General features: G+C 36.6%; 15 protein-coding genes and 1 other RNA gene. 13 read left to right on the top strand and 3 right to left on the bottom strand.

The genetic code is table 11. The features are described from left to right. Window positions 1–101 precede the first annotated feature (101 nt). Entirely contained in the window at window positions 102–524 is a 423-nt protein-coding gene (gene cymR / locus HCJ50_RS15310; RefSeq protein ID WP_185349315.1) for a cysteine metabolism transcriptional regulator CymR, read from the bottom strand. Between the two features lie 147 nt (window positions 525–671). Here cymR and HCJ50_RS15305 point away from each other — a divergent pair, with 147 nt between their 5' ends. From HCJ50_RS15305 to recD2, 7 genes are all read left to right on the top strand, one after another. Continuing rightward, the gene (locus HCJ50_RS15305; RefSeq protein ID WP_185349316.1) at window positions 672–1,955 is read left to right on the top strand and encodes a replication-associated recombination protein A; all 1,284 of its coding nucleotides are present in this window, start codon (window positions 672–674) and stop codon (window positions 1,953–1,955) included. Window positions 1,956–2,026: 71 nt separating this feature from the next. After that, a non-coding RNA gene (gene ssrS, locus HCJ50_RS15300) (6S RNA) lies at window positions 2,027–2,222 on the top strand. Between the two features lie 114 nt (window positions 2,223–2,336). After that, entirely contained in the window at window positions 2,337–3,485 is a 1,149-nt protein-coding gene (locus HCJ50_RS15295) for a cysteine desulfurase family protein (RefSeq protein WP_185349317.1), read from the top strand. An 18-nt stretch (window positions 3,486–3,503) separates the two neighbouring features. Then, window positions 3,504–4,619 carry a tRNA 2-thiouridine(34) synthase MnmA gene (gene mnmA, locus HCJ50_RS15290; protein ID WP_185349318.1) on the top strand — a complete coding sequence of 372 codons (1,116 nt, stop codon included), beginning with the start codon at window positions 3,504–3,506 and terminating at the stop codon, window positions 4,617–4,619. Between the two features lie 118 nt (window positions 4,620–4,737). Further along, window positions 4,738–5,478 carry an alpha/beta hydrolase gene (locus HCJ50_RS15285; protein ID WP_185349319.1) on the top strand — a complete coding sequence of 247 codons (741 nt, stop codon included), beginning with the start codon at window positions 4,738–4,740 and terminating at the stop codon, window positions 5,476–5,478. 42 nt (window positions 5,479–5,520) lie between these two features. Next, window positions 5,521–6,159 (top strand): tetratricopeptide repeat protein, encoded by a 639-nt coding sequence (locus tag HCJ50_RS15280; protein WP_185349337.1) that lies wholly within the window; start codon window positions 5,521–5,523, stop codon window positions 6,157–6,159. A gap of 25 nt (window positions 6,160–6,184) precedes the next feature. After that, window positions 6,185–8,578: an SF1B family DNA helicase RecD2 gene (gene recD2 / locus HCJ50_RS15275; protein WP_185349320.1), complete on the top strand. Its 2,394-nt coding sequence runs from the start codon at window positions 6,185–6,187 to the stop codon at window positions 8,576–8,578. 45 nt (window positions 8,579–8,623) lie between these two features. Here the strand turns inward: recD2 and pieS are convergent, their stop codons facing one another. Next, window positions 8,624–10,063 carry a two component system sensor histidine kinase PieS gene (pieS, locus tag HCJ50_RS15270; protein ID WP_185349322.1) on the bottom strand — a complete coding sequence of 480 codons (1,440 nt, stop codon included), beginning with the start codon at window positions 10,061–10,063 and terminating at the stop codon, window positions 8,624–8,626. Next, window positions 10,060–10,746, bottom strand: coding sequence for a two component system response regulator PieR (gene pieR / locus HCJ50_RS15265; RefSeq protein ID WP_185349324.1), 687 nt, complete (start codon window positions 10,744–10,746; stop codon window positions 10,060–10,062). The genes pieS and pieR overlap by 4 nt, the downstream gene beginning before the upstream one ends. Window positions 10,747–10,912: 166 nt before the next feature. Between pieR and HCJ50_RS15260 the strand changes: the two genes are divergently transcribed. The 6 genes from HCJ50_RS15260 to HCJ50_RS15235 all read left to right on the top strand — a co-directional run bounded on the left by HCJ50_RS15260 (window position 10,913) and on the right by HCJ50_RS15235 (window position 17,167). Then, window positions 10,913–12,424 (top strand): ABC transporter permease, encoded by a 1,512-nt coding sequence (locus tag HCJ50_RS15260; protein WP_185349326.1) that lies wholly within the window; start codon window positions 10,913–10,915, stop codon window positions 12,422–12,424. A gap of 8 nt (window positions 12,425–12,432) precedes the next feature. Beyond that, window positions 12,433–13,128 (top strand): ABC transporter ATP-binding protein, encoded by a 696-nt coding sequence (locus tag HCJ50_RS15255; protein WP_185349328.1) that lies wholly within the window; start codon window positions 12,433–12,435, stop codon window positions 13,126–13,128. A 305-nt stretch (window positions 13,129–13,433) separates the two neighbouring features. Beyond that, window positions 13,434–16,073, top strand: a complete 2,640-nt coding sequence (gene alaS / locus HCJ50_RS15250) for an alanine--tRNA ligase (protein ID WP_185349330.1) — start codon at window positions 13,434–13,436, stop codon at window positions 16,071–16,073. A gap of 91 nt (window positions 16,074–16,164) precedes the next feature. Beyond that, complete coding sequence (reoM, locus tag HCJ50_RS15245; protein WP_011702306.1) at window positions 16,165–16,437, top strand: IreB family regulatory phosphoprotein ReoM; 273 nt, start codon at window positions 16,165–16,167, stop codon at window positions 16,435–16,437. Beyond that, window positions 16,434–16,850 (top strand): Holliday junction resolvase RuvX, encoded by a 417-nt coding sequence (gene ruvX, locus HCJ50_RS15240; protein ID WP_185349333.1) that lies wholly within the window; start codon window positions 16,434–16,436, stop codon window positions 16,848–16,850. The genes reoM and ruvX overlap by 4 nt, the downstream gene beginning before the upstream one ends. A gap of 14 nt (window positions 16,851–16,864) precedes the next feature. Further along, window positions 16,865–17,167: a DUF1292 domain-containing protein gene (locus HCJ50_RS15235; protein WP_185349335.1), complete on the top strand. Its 303-nt coding sequence runs from the start codon at window positions 16,865–16,867 to the stop codon at window positions 17,165–17,167. Window positions 17,168–17,270 lie beyond the last annotated feature (103 nt).

Below are 17,270 nucleotides of genomic sequence, written 5' to 3'. Positions count from 1 at the left end.
CGGCGTTTCAATCAAAAAACTGTATAAAAATAGAGTGGAAAAATCCACTCTATAAAAAGTCTAACTTTTTGGGGTCAGCTCACGAAAACAGGCTCTTTTTTTTAAATATAAAACATATATCCATCTGCCAATTCAGTATCGGAAGTGTGTTTTAATAAATCTGCGAGTGTTGTTTGATCTAACACATCACGTACAGCATTTCGCATTCTCGTCCATAATTCGCGTTGTGCTGCTTCTTCATCCTCCATACTTTCTACAAGAACAATAGGTCCTTCTAATGTTCGAATGATGTCACCCGCTGTAATTTTTTCAGGATCACCATTTAATACATAGCCGCCGTGAGCTCCGCGAATACTTTTTACAATTCCGGCATTACGCAAAGGGCCAATTAATTGTTCTAAATAATGCTCTGATAAATTTTTTTCTTTCGCAATACTACGAAGAGAGATGGGACCTGCACCGATTCGTTTAGCGAGTTCAAGTGTTATTGTTAAGCCATAACGGCCTTTAGTTGTAATTTTCATTTCATTTAACCTCCATTAATTTAAGGAAAACACTTATACCTCATCTATTATATCGGAATTACCAAAAGAAGGCAAAGAAAATAAGTAGGTGAACGTACAGATGTTCTTATGTTATAATAAAAACAGTAAAAGAGAAGGAGCGGTTATATGGCAATTCAACCTTTAGCTTACCGGATGCGGCCAAAATCTCTAGAAGAAATTGTTGGGCAAACCCATTTAGTAGGTAGAGATAAAATTATTTATCGGATGGTAAAAGCAAAACAATTATCTTCTATGATACTATATGGACCGCCTGGAATTGGAAAAACTTCCATTGCGAGTGCGATTGCAGGAAGTACAAAATATGCATTTCGAACTTTAAATGCCGTTACAAATAATAAAAAAGATATGGAAGTCGTAGCAGCAGAAGCAAAAATGAGCGGTACTGTTATTTTGCTTTTAGATGAAGTACATCGCTTAGATAAAGCTAAACAAGATTTTTTATTACCTTTACTTGAAAGTGGAGCGATTATATTAATTGGAGCTACCACAAGTAATCCTTATATTGCAATAAATCCTGCCATTCGAAGTAGGACACAAATTTTCGAATTAAAACCTTTAACTGTAGAAGATATTATGCTAACTATAGACCGAGCGCTAGCAGATAAAGAAAGAGGCTTAGGCAATTATCAAGTGAATTTGGACGAGTTTGCGAAAAAACATTTTGCCACAGCGAGTAATGGCGATGTACGTAGTGCGCTAAATGCACTTGAACTTGCAGTGATTTCTTCTGAACCAGATAAAGATGGGGTAATTCATGTCACATTAGATGTCGCAGAAGAATGCTTGCAAAAAAAGAGTTTAGCTCATGATAAAGATGGAGATGCTCACTATGATGTGTTAAGCGCGTTTCAAAAGTCTGTTCGCGGAAGTGATACAAATGCAGCACTTCATTATATGGGGCGTTTAATCGAAGCAGGTGATTTAGTTAGTATAAGTAGAAGAATGCTAGTGATGGCGTATGAAGATATCGGTCTTGCAAATCCACAAGCAGGAGCGCACACTTTAGCTGCGATTCAAACAGCAGAAAAAGTCGGCTTTCCCGAAGCACGAATTCCTTTGGCAAATGCGGTAATCGAATTATGTCTTTCTCCTAAATCAAATTCAGCTATTATGGCGATAGATAATGCTTTGGCAGATATTCGGAAAGGAAATAGTGGCGAAGTTCCAGCTCACCTTCGAGATGGTCATTACGCTGGTGCAGAAAAGCTTGGACGAGCAATAGATTATAAATATCCTCATAGCTATGAAAATGGTTGGGTAGATCAACAATATTTACCAAATAGATTAAAAGATAAGTTATATTACGAACCAAAACTTACGTCTAAATTTGAGCAAACAATTGCCGGTGTTTACCAAAAAATCAACGAAAACAGAGAGAAAACAGAATAAAAGAAACCATATGAAGCAAAGTCGCTAATATTGAAATTTCCTCATTCATGTGGTATTCTAAGAACATAAAAGAAACCCTAATGTATTCGATATAGTTCCTGATATTTTTGAACCGAACAATTTTTTATACCTAGGGAGCTTGGAGTTCCGGCGCGGCGCACATGCCTTCACACGAGGAAGTGCAAACCGTTAGACAGAGCACCCACCTGCTTTAATTGATAGCGGGTTCAAAGGAAGGGAATCCTAAACGGTACGATTGGGGTTTCTTTTTTGCATTGTAAATAAGAGTTATTCCTCTTTACTTTACTGGAGCATAGCTGTTACAATAAGAAACGATTAACGGCGAACAGGAAATCGTCTACAAAAAAGGACGCGATAAAAATGAAAAACCGAATTTATCTAGATCATGCTGCGACAAGTCCGATTCATCCAGAAGTTGTCCAAACGATGCTTGGCGCAATTACAAATACGTATGGCAACCCATCAAGTATTCATTATGCTGGACGGGAGGCGCGCAAAGCTTTGGATACGGCGCGAGCTACTGTTGCAAAAAGTATTCATGCGGATGAAAAAGAAATTATTTTTACGAGTGGTGGTACAGAAGGAGATAATCTTGCACTTGTTGGAGCTGCACTTGCCCAGCAAGAAAATGGCAAACATATTATAACTTCTGAAATCGAACATCATGCTGTCTTAAAAACATGTGAATATTTAGAAGAGCAGGGGTTTGAAGTCACTTATTTGCCAGTAGATAAGCACGGAATAGTATCTGTAGAAGATTTAGTTGCTGCTATTCGTCCTGATACAATTCTTGTTTCTATTATGTATGGTAATAATGAAATTGGCTCAATCCAACCGCTAGCGGAAATTGGTTTGATTCTTAAAGATCACCAAGCGCTTTTCCATACAGATGCAGTTCAAACTTATGGGTTATTAAATATAAATGTAGTAGAGCTAGGAGTAGATTTATTAACTACTTCTTCTCATAAAATAAATGGACCACGTGGCGTAGGCTTTTTATACGTTAAAAATGGTACACGTCTTGCTTACCAAATGCACGGTGGCGAACAGGAAAGAAAGCGTCGTGCTGGAACTGAAAATCTTGCTGGAATTTGTGGTTTTAGCGCAGCATCGACAATTATGACAAATGAACGAGTTGTAAAAACAGATGAGTATATTTCCTTTAAAAAAAGAATGGCCGAGGTTTGGCGAGAGGCTGGACTAGATTTTGAAATAAATGGACTTGAAACGGAGACATTACCACATGTATTTAGTGTGCGCTTTCCAGGGATTTCAATTGAACAACTATTAATGAACTTAGATATAGAAGGAATTGCTGTTTCTAGTGGCTCGGCGTGTACTGCAGGAACAGTGGATCCTTCGCACGTTTTAGTTGCACTTTTTGGTGAAGGTCATCCTGCGATTCAAGAAACAGTCCGGATAAGCTTTGGTCTCGGAAATCATTTAGAAGAGATAGAGACAGCAGCTACAAAAATAAGTGAAGTTGTCAAACGTTTAATGAAATTATAAGAAGGTGAGGAGCTAGCTTTGAATACAAAAAATAGTGACATTCGTGTAGTAGTTGGCATGTCGGGCGGAGTGGATTCTTCGGTCACAGCTCATTTACTAAAAGAACAAGGGTATGATGTCATTGGAATTTTTATGAAAAATTGGGACGATACTGATGAATTTGGTGTTTGTACCGCAACAGAAGATTATGATGATGTTATCCGAGTAGCTAATCAAATTGGTATTCCGTATTATGCGGTTAATTTTGAAAAAGAATATTGGGACAAAGTATTCACCTATTTCCTAGATGAATACAAACTTGGTCGTACCCCCAATCCAGATGTAATGTGTAATAAAGAAATTAAATTCAAGGCATTTCTAGAACATGCTGAAAGTTTAGGTGCGGATTTTGTGGCAACTGGACATTATGCGCAAGTAAAAAAAGTTGGCGACGAAATTGAATTACTTCGAGGTGTGGATAATAATAAAGATCAAACCTACTTTTTAAATCAACTTTCCCAAGAACAACTCCAAAAAGTGATGTTTCCACTTGGAGGCATGGAAAAGTCAGAAGTTCGAGCAATTGCAAAAGAAGCTGGACTAGCGACGGCTAATAAAAAAGATAGTACGGGAATTTGTTTTATCGGCGAAAGAAATTTTAAACAATTTTTAAGTGAGTATCTTCCAGCACAACCTGGAGACATGCAAACTCTTGGTGGTGAAATATTAGGTAAACATGATGGTTTAATGTATTATACCATTGGTCAACGCCATGGCTTAGGCATTGGTGGCGATGGTGAGCCTTGGTTTGTTGTTGGAAAAGATCTTGCAAAAAATATATTATTTGTAGAACAAGGCTTTCATCATGAAAGTTTGTACTCAGATTCTTTAATTGCAACAGATATTTCTTTTACAACAAACGCAGTAAAGCCAAAAACAATTGAATGTACAGCAAAATTCCGTTATCGGCAAACTGACACAAAAGTAACAGTTCATCTACGTGATAATAATACAGCTGAAGTCGTTTTTGCAGAACCAGTTCGTGCCATTACTCCTGGTCAAGCAGTTGTTTTCTACGATGGAGATATTTGTCTTGGTGGAGGTACGATTGATACTGTTTGGAAAAATGGTACGAAACTTGACTATGTTGGTTAACAATTTGGACCGGAGAATCTTGTTATAAACAAGACTCCGGTTTTTTCCTGTCTAATTGTGTTTTTTTAAAGAAGTTTTATGGTAAAATATTATACGAAACAGGGAAAAGAGGTTCTTTATGAAAAAGATAGCGATTTTTAGTAGTGTCATTGTGTTGCTAGGGTTAATGGTTTGGGGTTATTTTTATTTTAATTCGGAACCATCTCAAGTAGCGGAGAATGCCACAAACTCAACTAATGCTGTAGATGTGCTTGAGGAAAATGATATTCTTGTCTTTACTCCACGTAAAACGGATGCGAAAATGAGTGTTATTTTATATCCTGGAGCATTTATTGATGCCCTAAGTTACGCGCCACTCGCAAATAAACTTGCTAGTAGCGGATATAAAACATATATTGTTGAAATGCCGCTAAATTTAGCAGTTTTTGGTATGAATCGTGCAGCGGATGTCATAGATGAAGCGTCTGATGAAAAATTTGTGATTGGTGGACACTCGCTTGGTGGCGTTATGTCCGCTCGATTTGCACATGAGAATGAGGAAGAAATTCAAGGTGTTTTTTTCTTAGCTAGTTATCCTGACGAAAAAGGTTCTCTAAAAAATGCGCCTTTTCCAGTTTTATCGATAACAGCAACAAATGATCAGGTTCTAAATAAAGAATCCTACAATGAAAATAAAAAATATTTACCAAAAGACACGACTTTTGTATCAATTGATGGTGGAAACCACGCACAATTTGGTTCTTATGGTACTCAGCATGGGGATGGAAAAGCAACGATTAGTGGAGAAGCGCAAACAGAGCAAGTTGCAAATGCGATGATTGCTTGGCTACAAACATCTGTACAAAATCAAGAAAAATAGAAGGAGAACGACATGGATAAAAATCAATTAGGAATTAAACAAATGCAAGAAGGTAACTTAGAAGAAGCTGTAAAATTATTTACTGAAGTCATTGAAGAACACCCAAGTGATCCTGTTGGTTATATAAATTTTGGAAATGTATTATTATCAATGGATGATTTTGAACGTGCGGAGTTGTTTTTTAAACGTGCACTTGAGCTAGATGATACAGTTCCAGCAGCTTATTATAGTTTAGGGAATTTATATTATGAATTAGAAAGGTATCAAGAAGCTGCTGATAGTTTCCAAAATGCTACAAAACAAGGCATGGAAAATGGAGATTTATTTTTTATGTTGGGTATGAGTTTTGTACAAATGGAAGAGTTGACGCTTGCAATGCCTTATTTACTTAGAAGTGTAGAATTAAACCCAGAAGATGGAGAAGCTTTATTTCAATATGGAATTGTACTGGCACGGAGCGGATTTTATGAAGATGCCATTACAATGCTAGAACGAGTTTTACAAATAAAATCAGAAGACCCGGATGCTCTATATAATATTGGTGCGGCTTATCTTGCATGGCAGGGAGATATTGTTTTAGCGAAAAGCTACTTTGAACGTGCGCTTGCAACAGGAACTTCACATGAACTAGCAGAAAATGCCCTAAACGCAATTCAAGATTTAGAAAACGAAGCAGAATAAACTTTAGAAAGGAGGCGGCTATAGGATGGCTGAACAAGAATCTCTCCCTTTATTTGATACACCAGAAGAGCTTTTTATGAAAGGCACCATGCTGTCTACCATTTTTTTTAATGCCGAAAACCTCTTTTCCGTTGTTCGAATTCTAGTCAAAGAAACCAATGCAAACTGGGATGAAAAAGATATTATTGTGACTGGCTTTTTCCCGGCATTACATGAACAAGAAGTATACACTTTTTATGGAAAAATGCAGGAACATGCCAAGTTTGGCCAACAGTTCAAAGCGGAACGATTTAGAAAAGAAATGCCTCAGTCGCGAGCAGGGTTAATAAATTATTTATCAGGTGAGCTATTTAAAGGGATTGGCAAGGTAACAGCAGAAAATATTGTTGATACAATTGGTGATGATGCAATTACACGGATTTTATCAGACCCCAGTTTACTAAATACAGTGCCAAAACTGCCATCTGGCACAGCGGAAAGTCTACTAGCTTCTTTGCGAGAAAATCAAGGGTTGGAACATGTGATGGTGGGACTAAATGAATATGGATTTGGACCACAACTTTCAATGAAAATTTTTCAAGTGTATAAACAAAATGCCATTGAAGTACTTGAAAACAATCCTTATAAGTTAATTGAAGATGTAAAAGGCATTGGTTTTCACCGAGCAGATGAGTTGGGACGAAAACTTGGCTTAGGTGGAAATCATCCTGAACGCCTTCGTGCCGGAATTTTATTTATGTTAGATTCTGTCTGTATGCAGCAAGGTCATGTCTATATGGAACAAGAGGCGCTACTTGCTGAAGTGACTTATTTATTAGAAGAAAGTGAAGGAATTCGAATTGAGCAAGCAATACTACTAGAGCAAATAAAACTACTGGCAGAAGAGCAAAAAGTTATTACAGAAAATACGCGCGTCTATATGCCATCACTTTATTATTCGGAGAGCGGTTTTGCCCATCATGTGAAACGAATGCTAAAACAAACAGAGTATCAAGAACAGTTTCCAAAGTCAGAGTTTTTACTCGCACTCGGAGAATTGGAAGAGAGAATTGGTGTACATTACGGAGATTCTCAGCGTGAAGCACTAGAGCAAGCTTTAATGTCACCAATGCTTGTACTTACTGGTGGACCGGGGACAGGGAAAACGACTGTTATTAAAGGGATTGTTGAATTATATGCAGAATTAAACGGTGTAAGCCTCGATCCGCATGCCTATAAAGACGGCGCCACTTTCCCTGTTTTGTTAGCGGCTCCAACTGGTCGAGCAGCAAAGCGGATGTCTGAGTCAACAGGACTTCCTGCAATGACCATTCACCGCTTACTAGGAATGAATGGCCAAGAACAAATGGATGATGATGCAGAAAGATTGATTGATGGACGACTTTTAATTGTGGATGAAATGTCTATGGTGGATATTTGGTTAGCTAATCAACTATTTCGCGCTTTACCGGCACATATGCAAATAGTTTTAGTTGGCGACCAAGACCAACTACCTTCTGTTGGTCCCGGCCAAGTATTAAAAGATATATTGCAATCAAAACAAATTCCAACTGTCGCACTTTCAGATATTTATCGACAAAAAAATGGTTCTTCTATTATCGAAATGGCACACAATATTAAAGAAGGCATGTTACCAGCAGATTTTGCGAAAAATAGCGCCGATCGCTCTTTCTTTCACTGTACGGTCAATCAAATTGGTGAAGTAGTTGAACAAGTTGTAAAAAACGCTAAAAATAAAGGTTTTCGAGCAAAAGATATCCAGGTTTTAGCACCAATGTATCGTGGACCTGCGGGAATCGACGTTTTAAATAAAAAGTTGCAAGAAATTTTTAATCCTAATGATACTGGGAGACGAAAAGAAGTGCAATTTGGTGAATGGAAATACCGAGTGCATGATAAAGTCTTGCAATTAATTAATCAACCTGAGAAAAACGTATTTAATGGAGATATTGGCGAAATTGTCTCTATTATTTATGCGAAAGAGAACACGGAAAAGCAGGATATGATTGTGGTACAATTTGACCAAACGGAAGTATCTTATTATCGCCAAGAATTTAATCAATTGACACATGCCTATTGCTGTTCTATTCATAAAGCACAAGGCAGCGAATTCCCAATTGTAATTATGCCAATTGTTCGCAGTTATTACCGAATGCTTCGACGCGACCTGCTATATACTGGGATAACACGAAGTAAACAGTTTTTGATCCTTTGCGGGGAAGAAGAAGCTTTTCGAATGGGTGTCGAACGTGTTGACGAAAATAAACGTAACACCACACTCATGGAACGTTTAACGAGTGAAGATGTTATGCTTGAGGAAATGACAAATAAACGAATATTAACTAGTGAAAATATTACAGAGATCGATCCAATGATTGGAATGGCTGGCATTACACCAGAACAATTTATGGCAGGGTAAAAAGAACTACTTTCCATTGATTAAACCGAGGAAAGTAGTTCTTTTTTATTGTTCATTATCTTGGAAAAATGGGAGACGAATAGTGAAAGTTGTTCCTTTATTAGGTTCGCTAGTCACGCCGATGGACCCATCATGGTATTCAATTAACTGCTTAACAATGGAAAGACCGATGCCAGACTCACCGAATGCGGTATTTGTTCGCGACATATCTGCTTTATAAAACCTTTCCCAAATTTGTTCGAGTTCTTCTGTATTCATGCCAATACCAGTATCTGTAATAGTTAAAATGGTTTCTTTATAATCTTGATAACCAGCTAAAGTTATTTGACCGTTTTCGGTAAATTGGACACTATTTTTAACTATATTAATAAATACTTGGGTTAAACGATCATAATCGGCATAGATTTGTAGTTCATTATCTATATCTAGTGTAATCGTGTTGCCTTTTTCGGTGGCTACATAGTCTAACTGTTCTTTAATTAACTCTAGAAAATCTCGTGCATTAAAACGAGTTTTTTGCAAACGAATTTTATTGCTACGAATTTTTTCGTAATCGAGATTTTCATTGACAAGTTTTGTTAATCGTCTTGCTTCAGTATCAATTAATGCAATACAACGATCTGTTTCGCTTTTTGGAATAATATCATTTACTAAACCTTCTGTTACACCACTAATTGTTGTGAGTGGGGTACGCATCTCATGGGATACATCTGCAATAAATTGACGTCGCCGTTTTTCTTGACGCTCGATTTCTTCTTGAGAGGCTTCTAGTGTGGAAGTCATTTTATTGAAATCAATAGCTAGAGCGCCAATTTCATCAAAATTATTCTCTTTCAAACGGGTTTGATAATTTCCCTGAATAACATCTTTTGTTGCAGCACGAAGCTTGTTAATCCGATTCACTTGCAATTTAGAAATAAATGCACTAAGAATTAAAGCTACGGTAATGGAAAGTAAAATAGTGTAAAACATATATTGATTTATGGTCCCGATTACTTGCTCTGTACCGCTAATTGGCGAATTTAATACTATAGAACCTACAAAATCATCCCCATTCATTAATGGCACATAAACAATCGTCATTTCTTGATTAAAACGATTATCAAATTTTTTACTTACTGTTTCGCCGCTTTCTAATTTTTGCTTATCTTCGCTAGAAATAGAGAAATCTTTTGGAAGTGGTTGATTCATTTGCGTTGGATAAATAGTTTCATCATCCGCATTTTTAATCGTATAGTGAATTCTTTTGACATCAAGAATCCGCTGATAAGTATTTAACACTTGGGCAGTGGCATCCTGCGGGGAATGACGAATATCCATCGCAATAGTTTCCCCATAGCTTGTTAGATCATCTACTTGGCTTTGGTAAAAATAATCTTTAAGTGAATGAGAGACAAGTAGTCCAATCATAATACAAGCTATCAATAAAATGATAAATTGCGTAAAAAAGAGTTGATAGGCATATTTAAATTTCATCCGCTTCATTCCGTTTCATCAAATTTATAGCCTACACCCCAAATAGTGTGTAAAAATGGCTTTGTTTCAGTAGCGATTTTTTGTCGTAAACGTTTTATATGAACATCGACTGTCCGTTCATCCCCGTAAAATTGATAACCCCAAACTTGTTCCAATAACTGTTCTCTTGAAAATACCTGTCTTGGGTGTTTCATCAAGAAATAAAGTAAGTCAAATTCTTTTGGTGTTAGTGCATCCAACAATTCTCCCTGATAAAAAATTTCCCGTGTTCGTTTGCTAATTTTAAAATAAGTTGTTTCTAAAATATCTTCATCCGTTTCAGCTGCAGTTGAACCATTTTTACGACGAGTGACAGCTTTTATTCGCGCCATCAAAGTAAGGGGGCTAAATGGTTTAGTAACATAGTCATCCGCACCCATTTCAAGACCGAGCACTTGATCAGACTCTGATTCTCTGGCCGTTAAAATAATAATCGGCATATCGCTAACTTCACGGATTTTTCGACAAATCGTCATTCCATCCATATTAGGCAGCATTAAATCAATGATGGCAATATCAAAATCATCTTTTAAAAAAGCTTCATAGCCAAGTTTGCCATCGTGCACAAAAGTCGCATTAATTTCTTCTTTCATAAAGAACATTTCAATCATTTCACATACACTCACATTATCTTCTATCATTAGTAATTTCATCTTATATATTCACTCCTCTTACATTAAAATTAGACTAAAAAGAGGGATTAATCAAGCCAAATTATTATTTTCGCAAAAGTTTAAAACATGTATCATAGTTTGTTCATAGTTTCTTCATAACTCCCCAGTAATCTTAGTGGAGTAGAAACCGAATGGAGGAAAATACATGAATTTTTTTAAACGGGCATGGCTCAGCATGAAAGCAAGAAAAGGAAGATCGGTATTACAATTGATTATTTTCACAGTCGTCTGTGTACTTATTTTATCAGGATTTACAATTCAATCCGCAGCAGATAAAGCTAGCGAACTTGCGAGAGAACAGCTTGGTGGGACAGTGACACTTACGGTAGACCAGGAAAAACAAATGAAAGCAATGCAAGAGGAAGCAGAAAGTAGTAGTAACACAGAAGAATCAAGACCAAAATTTGAAAGCAATCCAATTGATGTAAGTGATGCAAATGATTTAGCAAAATTAACGCATGTTGCAAGTTATAATTATTATTCTAGTACACAAGCGCTTGCATCGGGCTTTGATCCAATCGAATCTTCCGGTGATACTTCATCATCTACTTCTTCAAGTGATGAATCTTCCGCAACTAATCAAGGTCCAGGTAGTGAAGGCGATAGCAATGCTCCACAAATGATGGATGCAGACTTAAGCATTAGTGGTCTTCTTGATTCAGCAACTTCTACGGACTTTGAAGCTGGTACAAGTGAATTAACTAGTGGTGTAGCAATTACAGCTGACGATACTAATAAAAATGTTGCCATGGTAGAAGAGACATTGGCAGAACAAAATGATTGGAAAGTGGGCGATTCTTTTACTGTAACTTCAAGTGACGGCGAAACAAAAGTAAAATTAAAAATTGTTGGTATTTATAAAACGAGTGATTCAGGTAGCGATATGGCTCAAAACTTCTCCTTTTTAAACCCTTATAACAAAGTATACGTTCCTTATACAGTTGCCAATACTATTAAAGGTGCTGATTATAAAAATACAGTTGATTCTGCTGTTTATACCATGGACGATGCAGCAAATATTTCTGCTTTTGAAAAAGAAGCAAAAAATGTAGCTAGTATTGATTGGGATACCTTTAAACTAGATGCCAACGATACTCTTTATCAACAAATGATTGGACCAATTAACAGTGTAGCCTCATTTTCAAAAAATGTAGTATATATCGTTAGTATTGCAGGTGCATTGATTTTAGGCTTACTTGTGATGATGCAAGTACGTGACCGCAAATATGAAATGGGTGTACTTTTAGCTATTGGCGAAAAACGTAGTAAATTAATTGCACAATTTTTTGTAGAAATCTTAATCGTAGCACTTGTTTCATTTGGCTTAGCTGCTGCAAGTAGTCATTATGTAGCACAATTAGCAGGAAACCAGCTACTTGAACAACAAAATTCAGCTACAACAGAAACAACTAATACGTCAGAAAATCGTGGTCCAGGAGGCGGTGGCGGTCAAGGTGGACCAGGTGGATTTTCACAAAGTGTAAGTAATTTGACGCAAAACACTGAACAAATTAAAGAATTAGATATTCAAGTAACATTGGAAGATATGCTGAAAATGGGTGGAATTGGCATTGGAATCGCCTTTATTTCTGTATTATTACCAGCAGCATTTGTGCTTCGTATGAATCCAAAAACTATATTAACGAAACAGGAGTAGGTGACGAGATGACTAAAGTATTAACCTTCGAAAATATTCATTATTGGTACAAAACAAAAGAAGAATCTATTTTAAGTGATATTAATTATGATTTTGAATCTGGTGTTTTTTATACAGTTGTTGGAAGTTCAGGATCAGGGAAAACGACCTTTTTATCATTAGCGGGTGGGCTTGATACGCAAAAAGAAGGCGATATTTATTATAAAGGAAGTTCTTTAAAAAGCATCGGGCTTCAAAATTTTAGAAATCAATATGTATCGATTGTTTTTCAAAGTTATAATTTACTGACCTATATGACTGCATTACAAAATGTGACAACTGCTATGGAAATTACCCATGTTAACCAACCAGATAAAAAAGGATTTGCACTTAAAATGCTTGAAAAAGTTGGTATTACAGAAGAAATGGCTCGCCAAAAAGTCCTAACATTAAGTGGCGGACAGCAACAGCGTGTTTCCATTGCACGTGCATTATGTTGTGAAACTGAGCTAATTGTAGCAGATGAACCAACTGGAAATTTAGATGAACGAACTAGTAAAGAAGTAGTTACTTTGTTCCAAGATTTAGCACATAAAGAAGGTAAGTGTGTTATTATGGTCACCCATGATCCAGAAATTGCTAAGGTATCTGATGTAAAATTGACCTTGAAAAATGGTAAATTTGTAGAAAAAAAACAATCTCCAAACAGCTTAATAAACAGTTGACAACAGACAGTCCGTTCTTTATAATTTAGTGTATTGTTAATAAATATTTGATACATGGTAGGAATATGATTTTGGCTTTCACGTGATTAGAGAGTTTTCCCTTGGCTGGAAGGAAAACCACGCTCGCACCAAAGTTGCTCTCTTATTAGATGGTCCGTCTTATCCACGTTAACAGATAATTGAAGAGGTAATGATACAAAGTCTATATCATTGCAAACAGGGTGGTACCGCGATTTCACTAAAATCGTCCCTGTGAGCAATTATATGGGCTTTTTTGTGGTAAAAACCAAGAGGAGGAAATAAAAATGAAACAACTATCAAGCGCTGAAGTAAGACAATTATTTTTAGATTTCTTTAAAGAAAAAGGCCATACTATCGAACCTAGTGCGCCGCTTGTACCTAACAATGATCCAACTATTCTTTGGATTAACAGCGGTGTAGCAACAATGAAAAAATATTTTGATGGTTCTGTTATTCCAGATAATCCAAGAATGGCAAATGCTCAAAAATCAATTCGTACAAATGATATTGAAAATGTTGGTAAAACAGCACGTCACCATACATTTTTTGAAATGTTAGGAAATTTTTCGATTGGCGACTATTTTAAAGAAGGGGCAATTGAATTTGCTTGGGAATTTTTAACTAGTCCGAAATGGATTGGTTTTGACCCAGATAAATTATATGTAACAGTTTACCCAGAAGACGAAGAAGCTAAAACGATTTGGCGTGAGAAAATCGGTTTAACAGAAGAACATATAGTCGAAATTGAAGATAATTTTTGGGATATTGGTATAGGTCCAAGTGGTCCAGATAGCGAGATTTTTTATGATCGTGGACCAGCTTTTGGAGATGATAAAAGTGATCCAGAATTATATCCAGGTGGCGAAAATGAACGCTATTTAGAAATTTGGAATCTAGTATTTTCTCAGTTTAACCACAATCCAGATAATACCTATACACCACTTCCAAAACAAAACATTGATACAGGGATGGGGCTAGAACGAGTAGTCTCCATTATTCAAGATGCACCTACCAATTTTGAAACAGACCTATTTATGCCAATTATTCGTGAAGTAGAACAAATTTCGGGTGTGAAATATGCGAGCGATAAAGAAAATGATATCGCATTTAAAGTTATTGCCGACCACATACGGACCGTTGCTTTTGCAATTGGTGATGGAGCTTTACCTTCCAATGAAGGGCGTGGATATATTTTACGTCGCTTACTTCGCCGAGCAGTTCGTTATGCAAAAGTTTTAAACATTAACGAACCATTCATGTATAAATTAGTTCCTATCGTTGGAAAAATCATGAATAGTTTTTATCCTGAGGTAGAAAATCAAACTGATTTCATCCAAAAAGTTATTCGTACAGAAGAAGAACGTTTTCATGAGACTTTAAATGAAGATTTAGCCATCCTTGAAACAATTTTAAAAAATGCCAAAGAAACAAAAGAACAAGTCATCCATGGAGCAGATATTTTTAAATTGTATGATACATTCGGTTTTCCTGTAGAGCTAACAGAAGAGTATGCAGAAGACCATGGCTTAAAAGTGGATCACGCTGGGTTTGAAGCAGAAATGAAAGTGCAACGTGACCGAGCTCGTGCTGCACGTGCAGATGTGAAATCCATGCAAGTTCAAGGAGAGCTTTTAGCAAATCTAACCGAAAAAAGTGAATTTGTTGGATATAATACAACAGAACATGTATCCGAAGTTCTTTATATTATTCAAAATGATGCACTCGTGGATGAAGTTTCATCTGGCAGTGAAGCTCAAGTGATTTTCAAAGAAACCCCTTTTTATGCGGAAAGCGGTGGACAAATAGCAGATAAGGGAACAATCCAAAGTGAAACAGGTTTAGCTTATGTAGAAGACGTTCAAAAAGCTCCTAATAAGCAAAACATTCACCGGATTATCGTCAAAGAAGGCGTATTAAAAACAGGTGATACGGTAAAATTATCTGTAAATATCGTACAACGTCGAGAAACAATCAAAAACCATACTGCAACTCATTTATTACATCGAGCATTAAAAGACACACTTGGCGAGCATGTTAATCAAGCCGGATCCCTTGTTTCACCAGATCGTTTACGTTTTGACTTCTCTCATTTTGGTCAAATTACAGAAGCAGAATTAACAAAAATGGAAGAAATAGTCAATGAAAAAATATGGGAACAAATCAATGTAGTGATTGAGGAAATGCCAATTGCAGATGCGAAAGAACTTGGAGCTATGGCATTATTTGGTGAAAAATATGGCGATGTTGTTCGTGTCGTTCAAGTAGGTAAATATAGCATTGAACTTTGTGGTGGTGTGCACGTACGCAATACAGCAGATATTGGATTATTTAAAATCGTATCTGAAACAGGTATTGGAGCTGGAACTAGACGTATCGAAGCCGTTACAGGAAAAGAAGCATATCGCTTTGTAACTGAACAAGAAAACACACTAAAACATACAGCCAATTTATTAAAAACTACTACAAAAGAAACGCCGCAAAAAGTAGAACAATTGCAAGCCGATTTACGAGAAGTGAAACGTGAAAACGAATCGCTATTAAGCAAATTGGCAAGTGCAGCAAGTGCAGATATTTTTGAATCACCAGAAAAAATAGGTGATGTAAAAGTGATTGCTAAACAAGTAAATGCTAAAGATATGAACCAATTACGTCAATTTGTCGATAATTGGAAAGATAAAAAAATCGGTGGTATCCTTGTTTTAGGTGCTGTACAAGGTGATAAAGTAAACTTAATTTCAGCAGTATCAGAAGACGCTATAAAAGCAGGTTATCACGCAGGTAAGTTGTTAAAAGAAGTTGCTACTAGATGTGGCGGAAACGGCGGAGGACGTCCTGATATGGCACAAGCTGGTGGTAAAAATCCAGCAGAACTTGGAAGTGCCCTTGATTACGTTTCTATTTGCGTAAAAGAACAACAAGCATAAATTTCAATAAAGCGCCTCATTTTTCTTTGTTATTTTCGTTCACATAGTGTAAAATGGATGAAGATACATGAAGGAATGAGGTGCTTCGATTATGGATTCAAAAGATCAAACAATGTTTTACAACTTCGGTGATGATTCAATTGAAGAAGATGTAAAAAAATTAATGAAACAAGTCTACGTTGCTCTGGAAGAAAAAGGCTATAATCCTGTTAATCAAATCGTTGGTTATTTACTTTCAGGTGATCCTGCATATATTCCTCGTCATAAGGATGCTAGAAGTTTGATACGCCGCCTAGAACGAGATGAAATTATCGAGGAACTTGTCAAAGCGTATCTGAAAAATAACGAAATTGGTGAGAAATGAGAATAATGGGTTTAGATGTCGGCTCTAAAACAGTTGGCGTAGCGATAAGTGATCCACTAGGTTGGACTGCACAAGGTGTGGAAACAATACAGATTGACGAGAAACGAAAACAATTCGGCTATGATCGTGTCAAAGAACTTGTTCTTGAATACGAAGTTGAAAAAGTAGTTGTCGGTCTTCCAAAAAATATGAATAATACGATTGGACCACGTGCAGAAAGTTCTAAAATATATGCAGAAGTACTTGAGGCTAGAATTGATTTGCCTGTTGTACTCTGGGATGAACGTTTAACAACTACTGCTGCGGAAAGAACTTTAATCGAAGCAGATGTTTCGCGTAAAAAACGAAAAGAAGTTATTGATAAGCTGGCTGCAGTAATGATTTTACAGTCCTATTTGGACACTACTAATTAATTGAGGTGAATTTGATGGCAGATGAACATAACCATAACCACGAAGAAGAAAATATTATTTGGATTACTAATGAAGAAGGCAAAGAAGAAGCATACGAAATTCTTTTTGACTTTGATTCCGAAGCTTTTGAGAAATCTTATGTACTTTACTTCCCAGCAGGCAAAAGCGAAGATGAAGAAATCGAGATTTTGGCATCTAGCTACATTCAAGACGAAGAAGGCAAACAAGGTCAACTTCAACCTGTAGAAACAGATGATGAGTGGGATATGATTGAAGAAATCCTAGCAACATTTTTAGCGGACGAAGACGAAGAATAATAAAAAAAGCATGCCCTGACAGCTTATTTGTAGTGCGCCCCCAAAGTTAGACCAAAAAATCTAACTTTGGAGGCGTATTTTAATTGGCTAAATATGATGATGG

It is taken from the genome of Listeria immobilis (genome assembly GCF_014322765.1).
Classification (GTDB): domain Bacteria; phylum Bacillota; class Bacilli; order Lactobacillales; family Listeriaceae; genus Listeria; species Listeria immobilis.
Note: the sequence above shows the minus strand (reverse complement) of the source record. Positions and strands in the feature narration are given on the sequence as shown.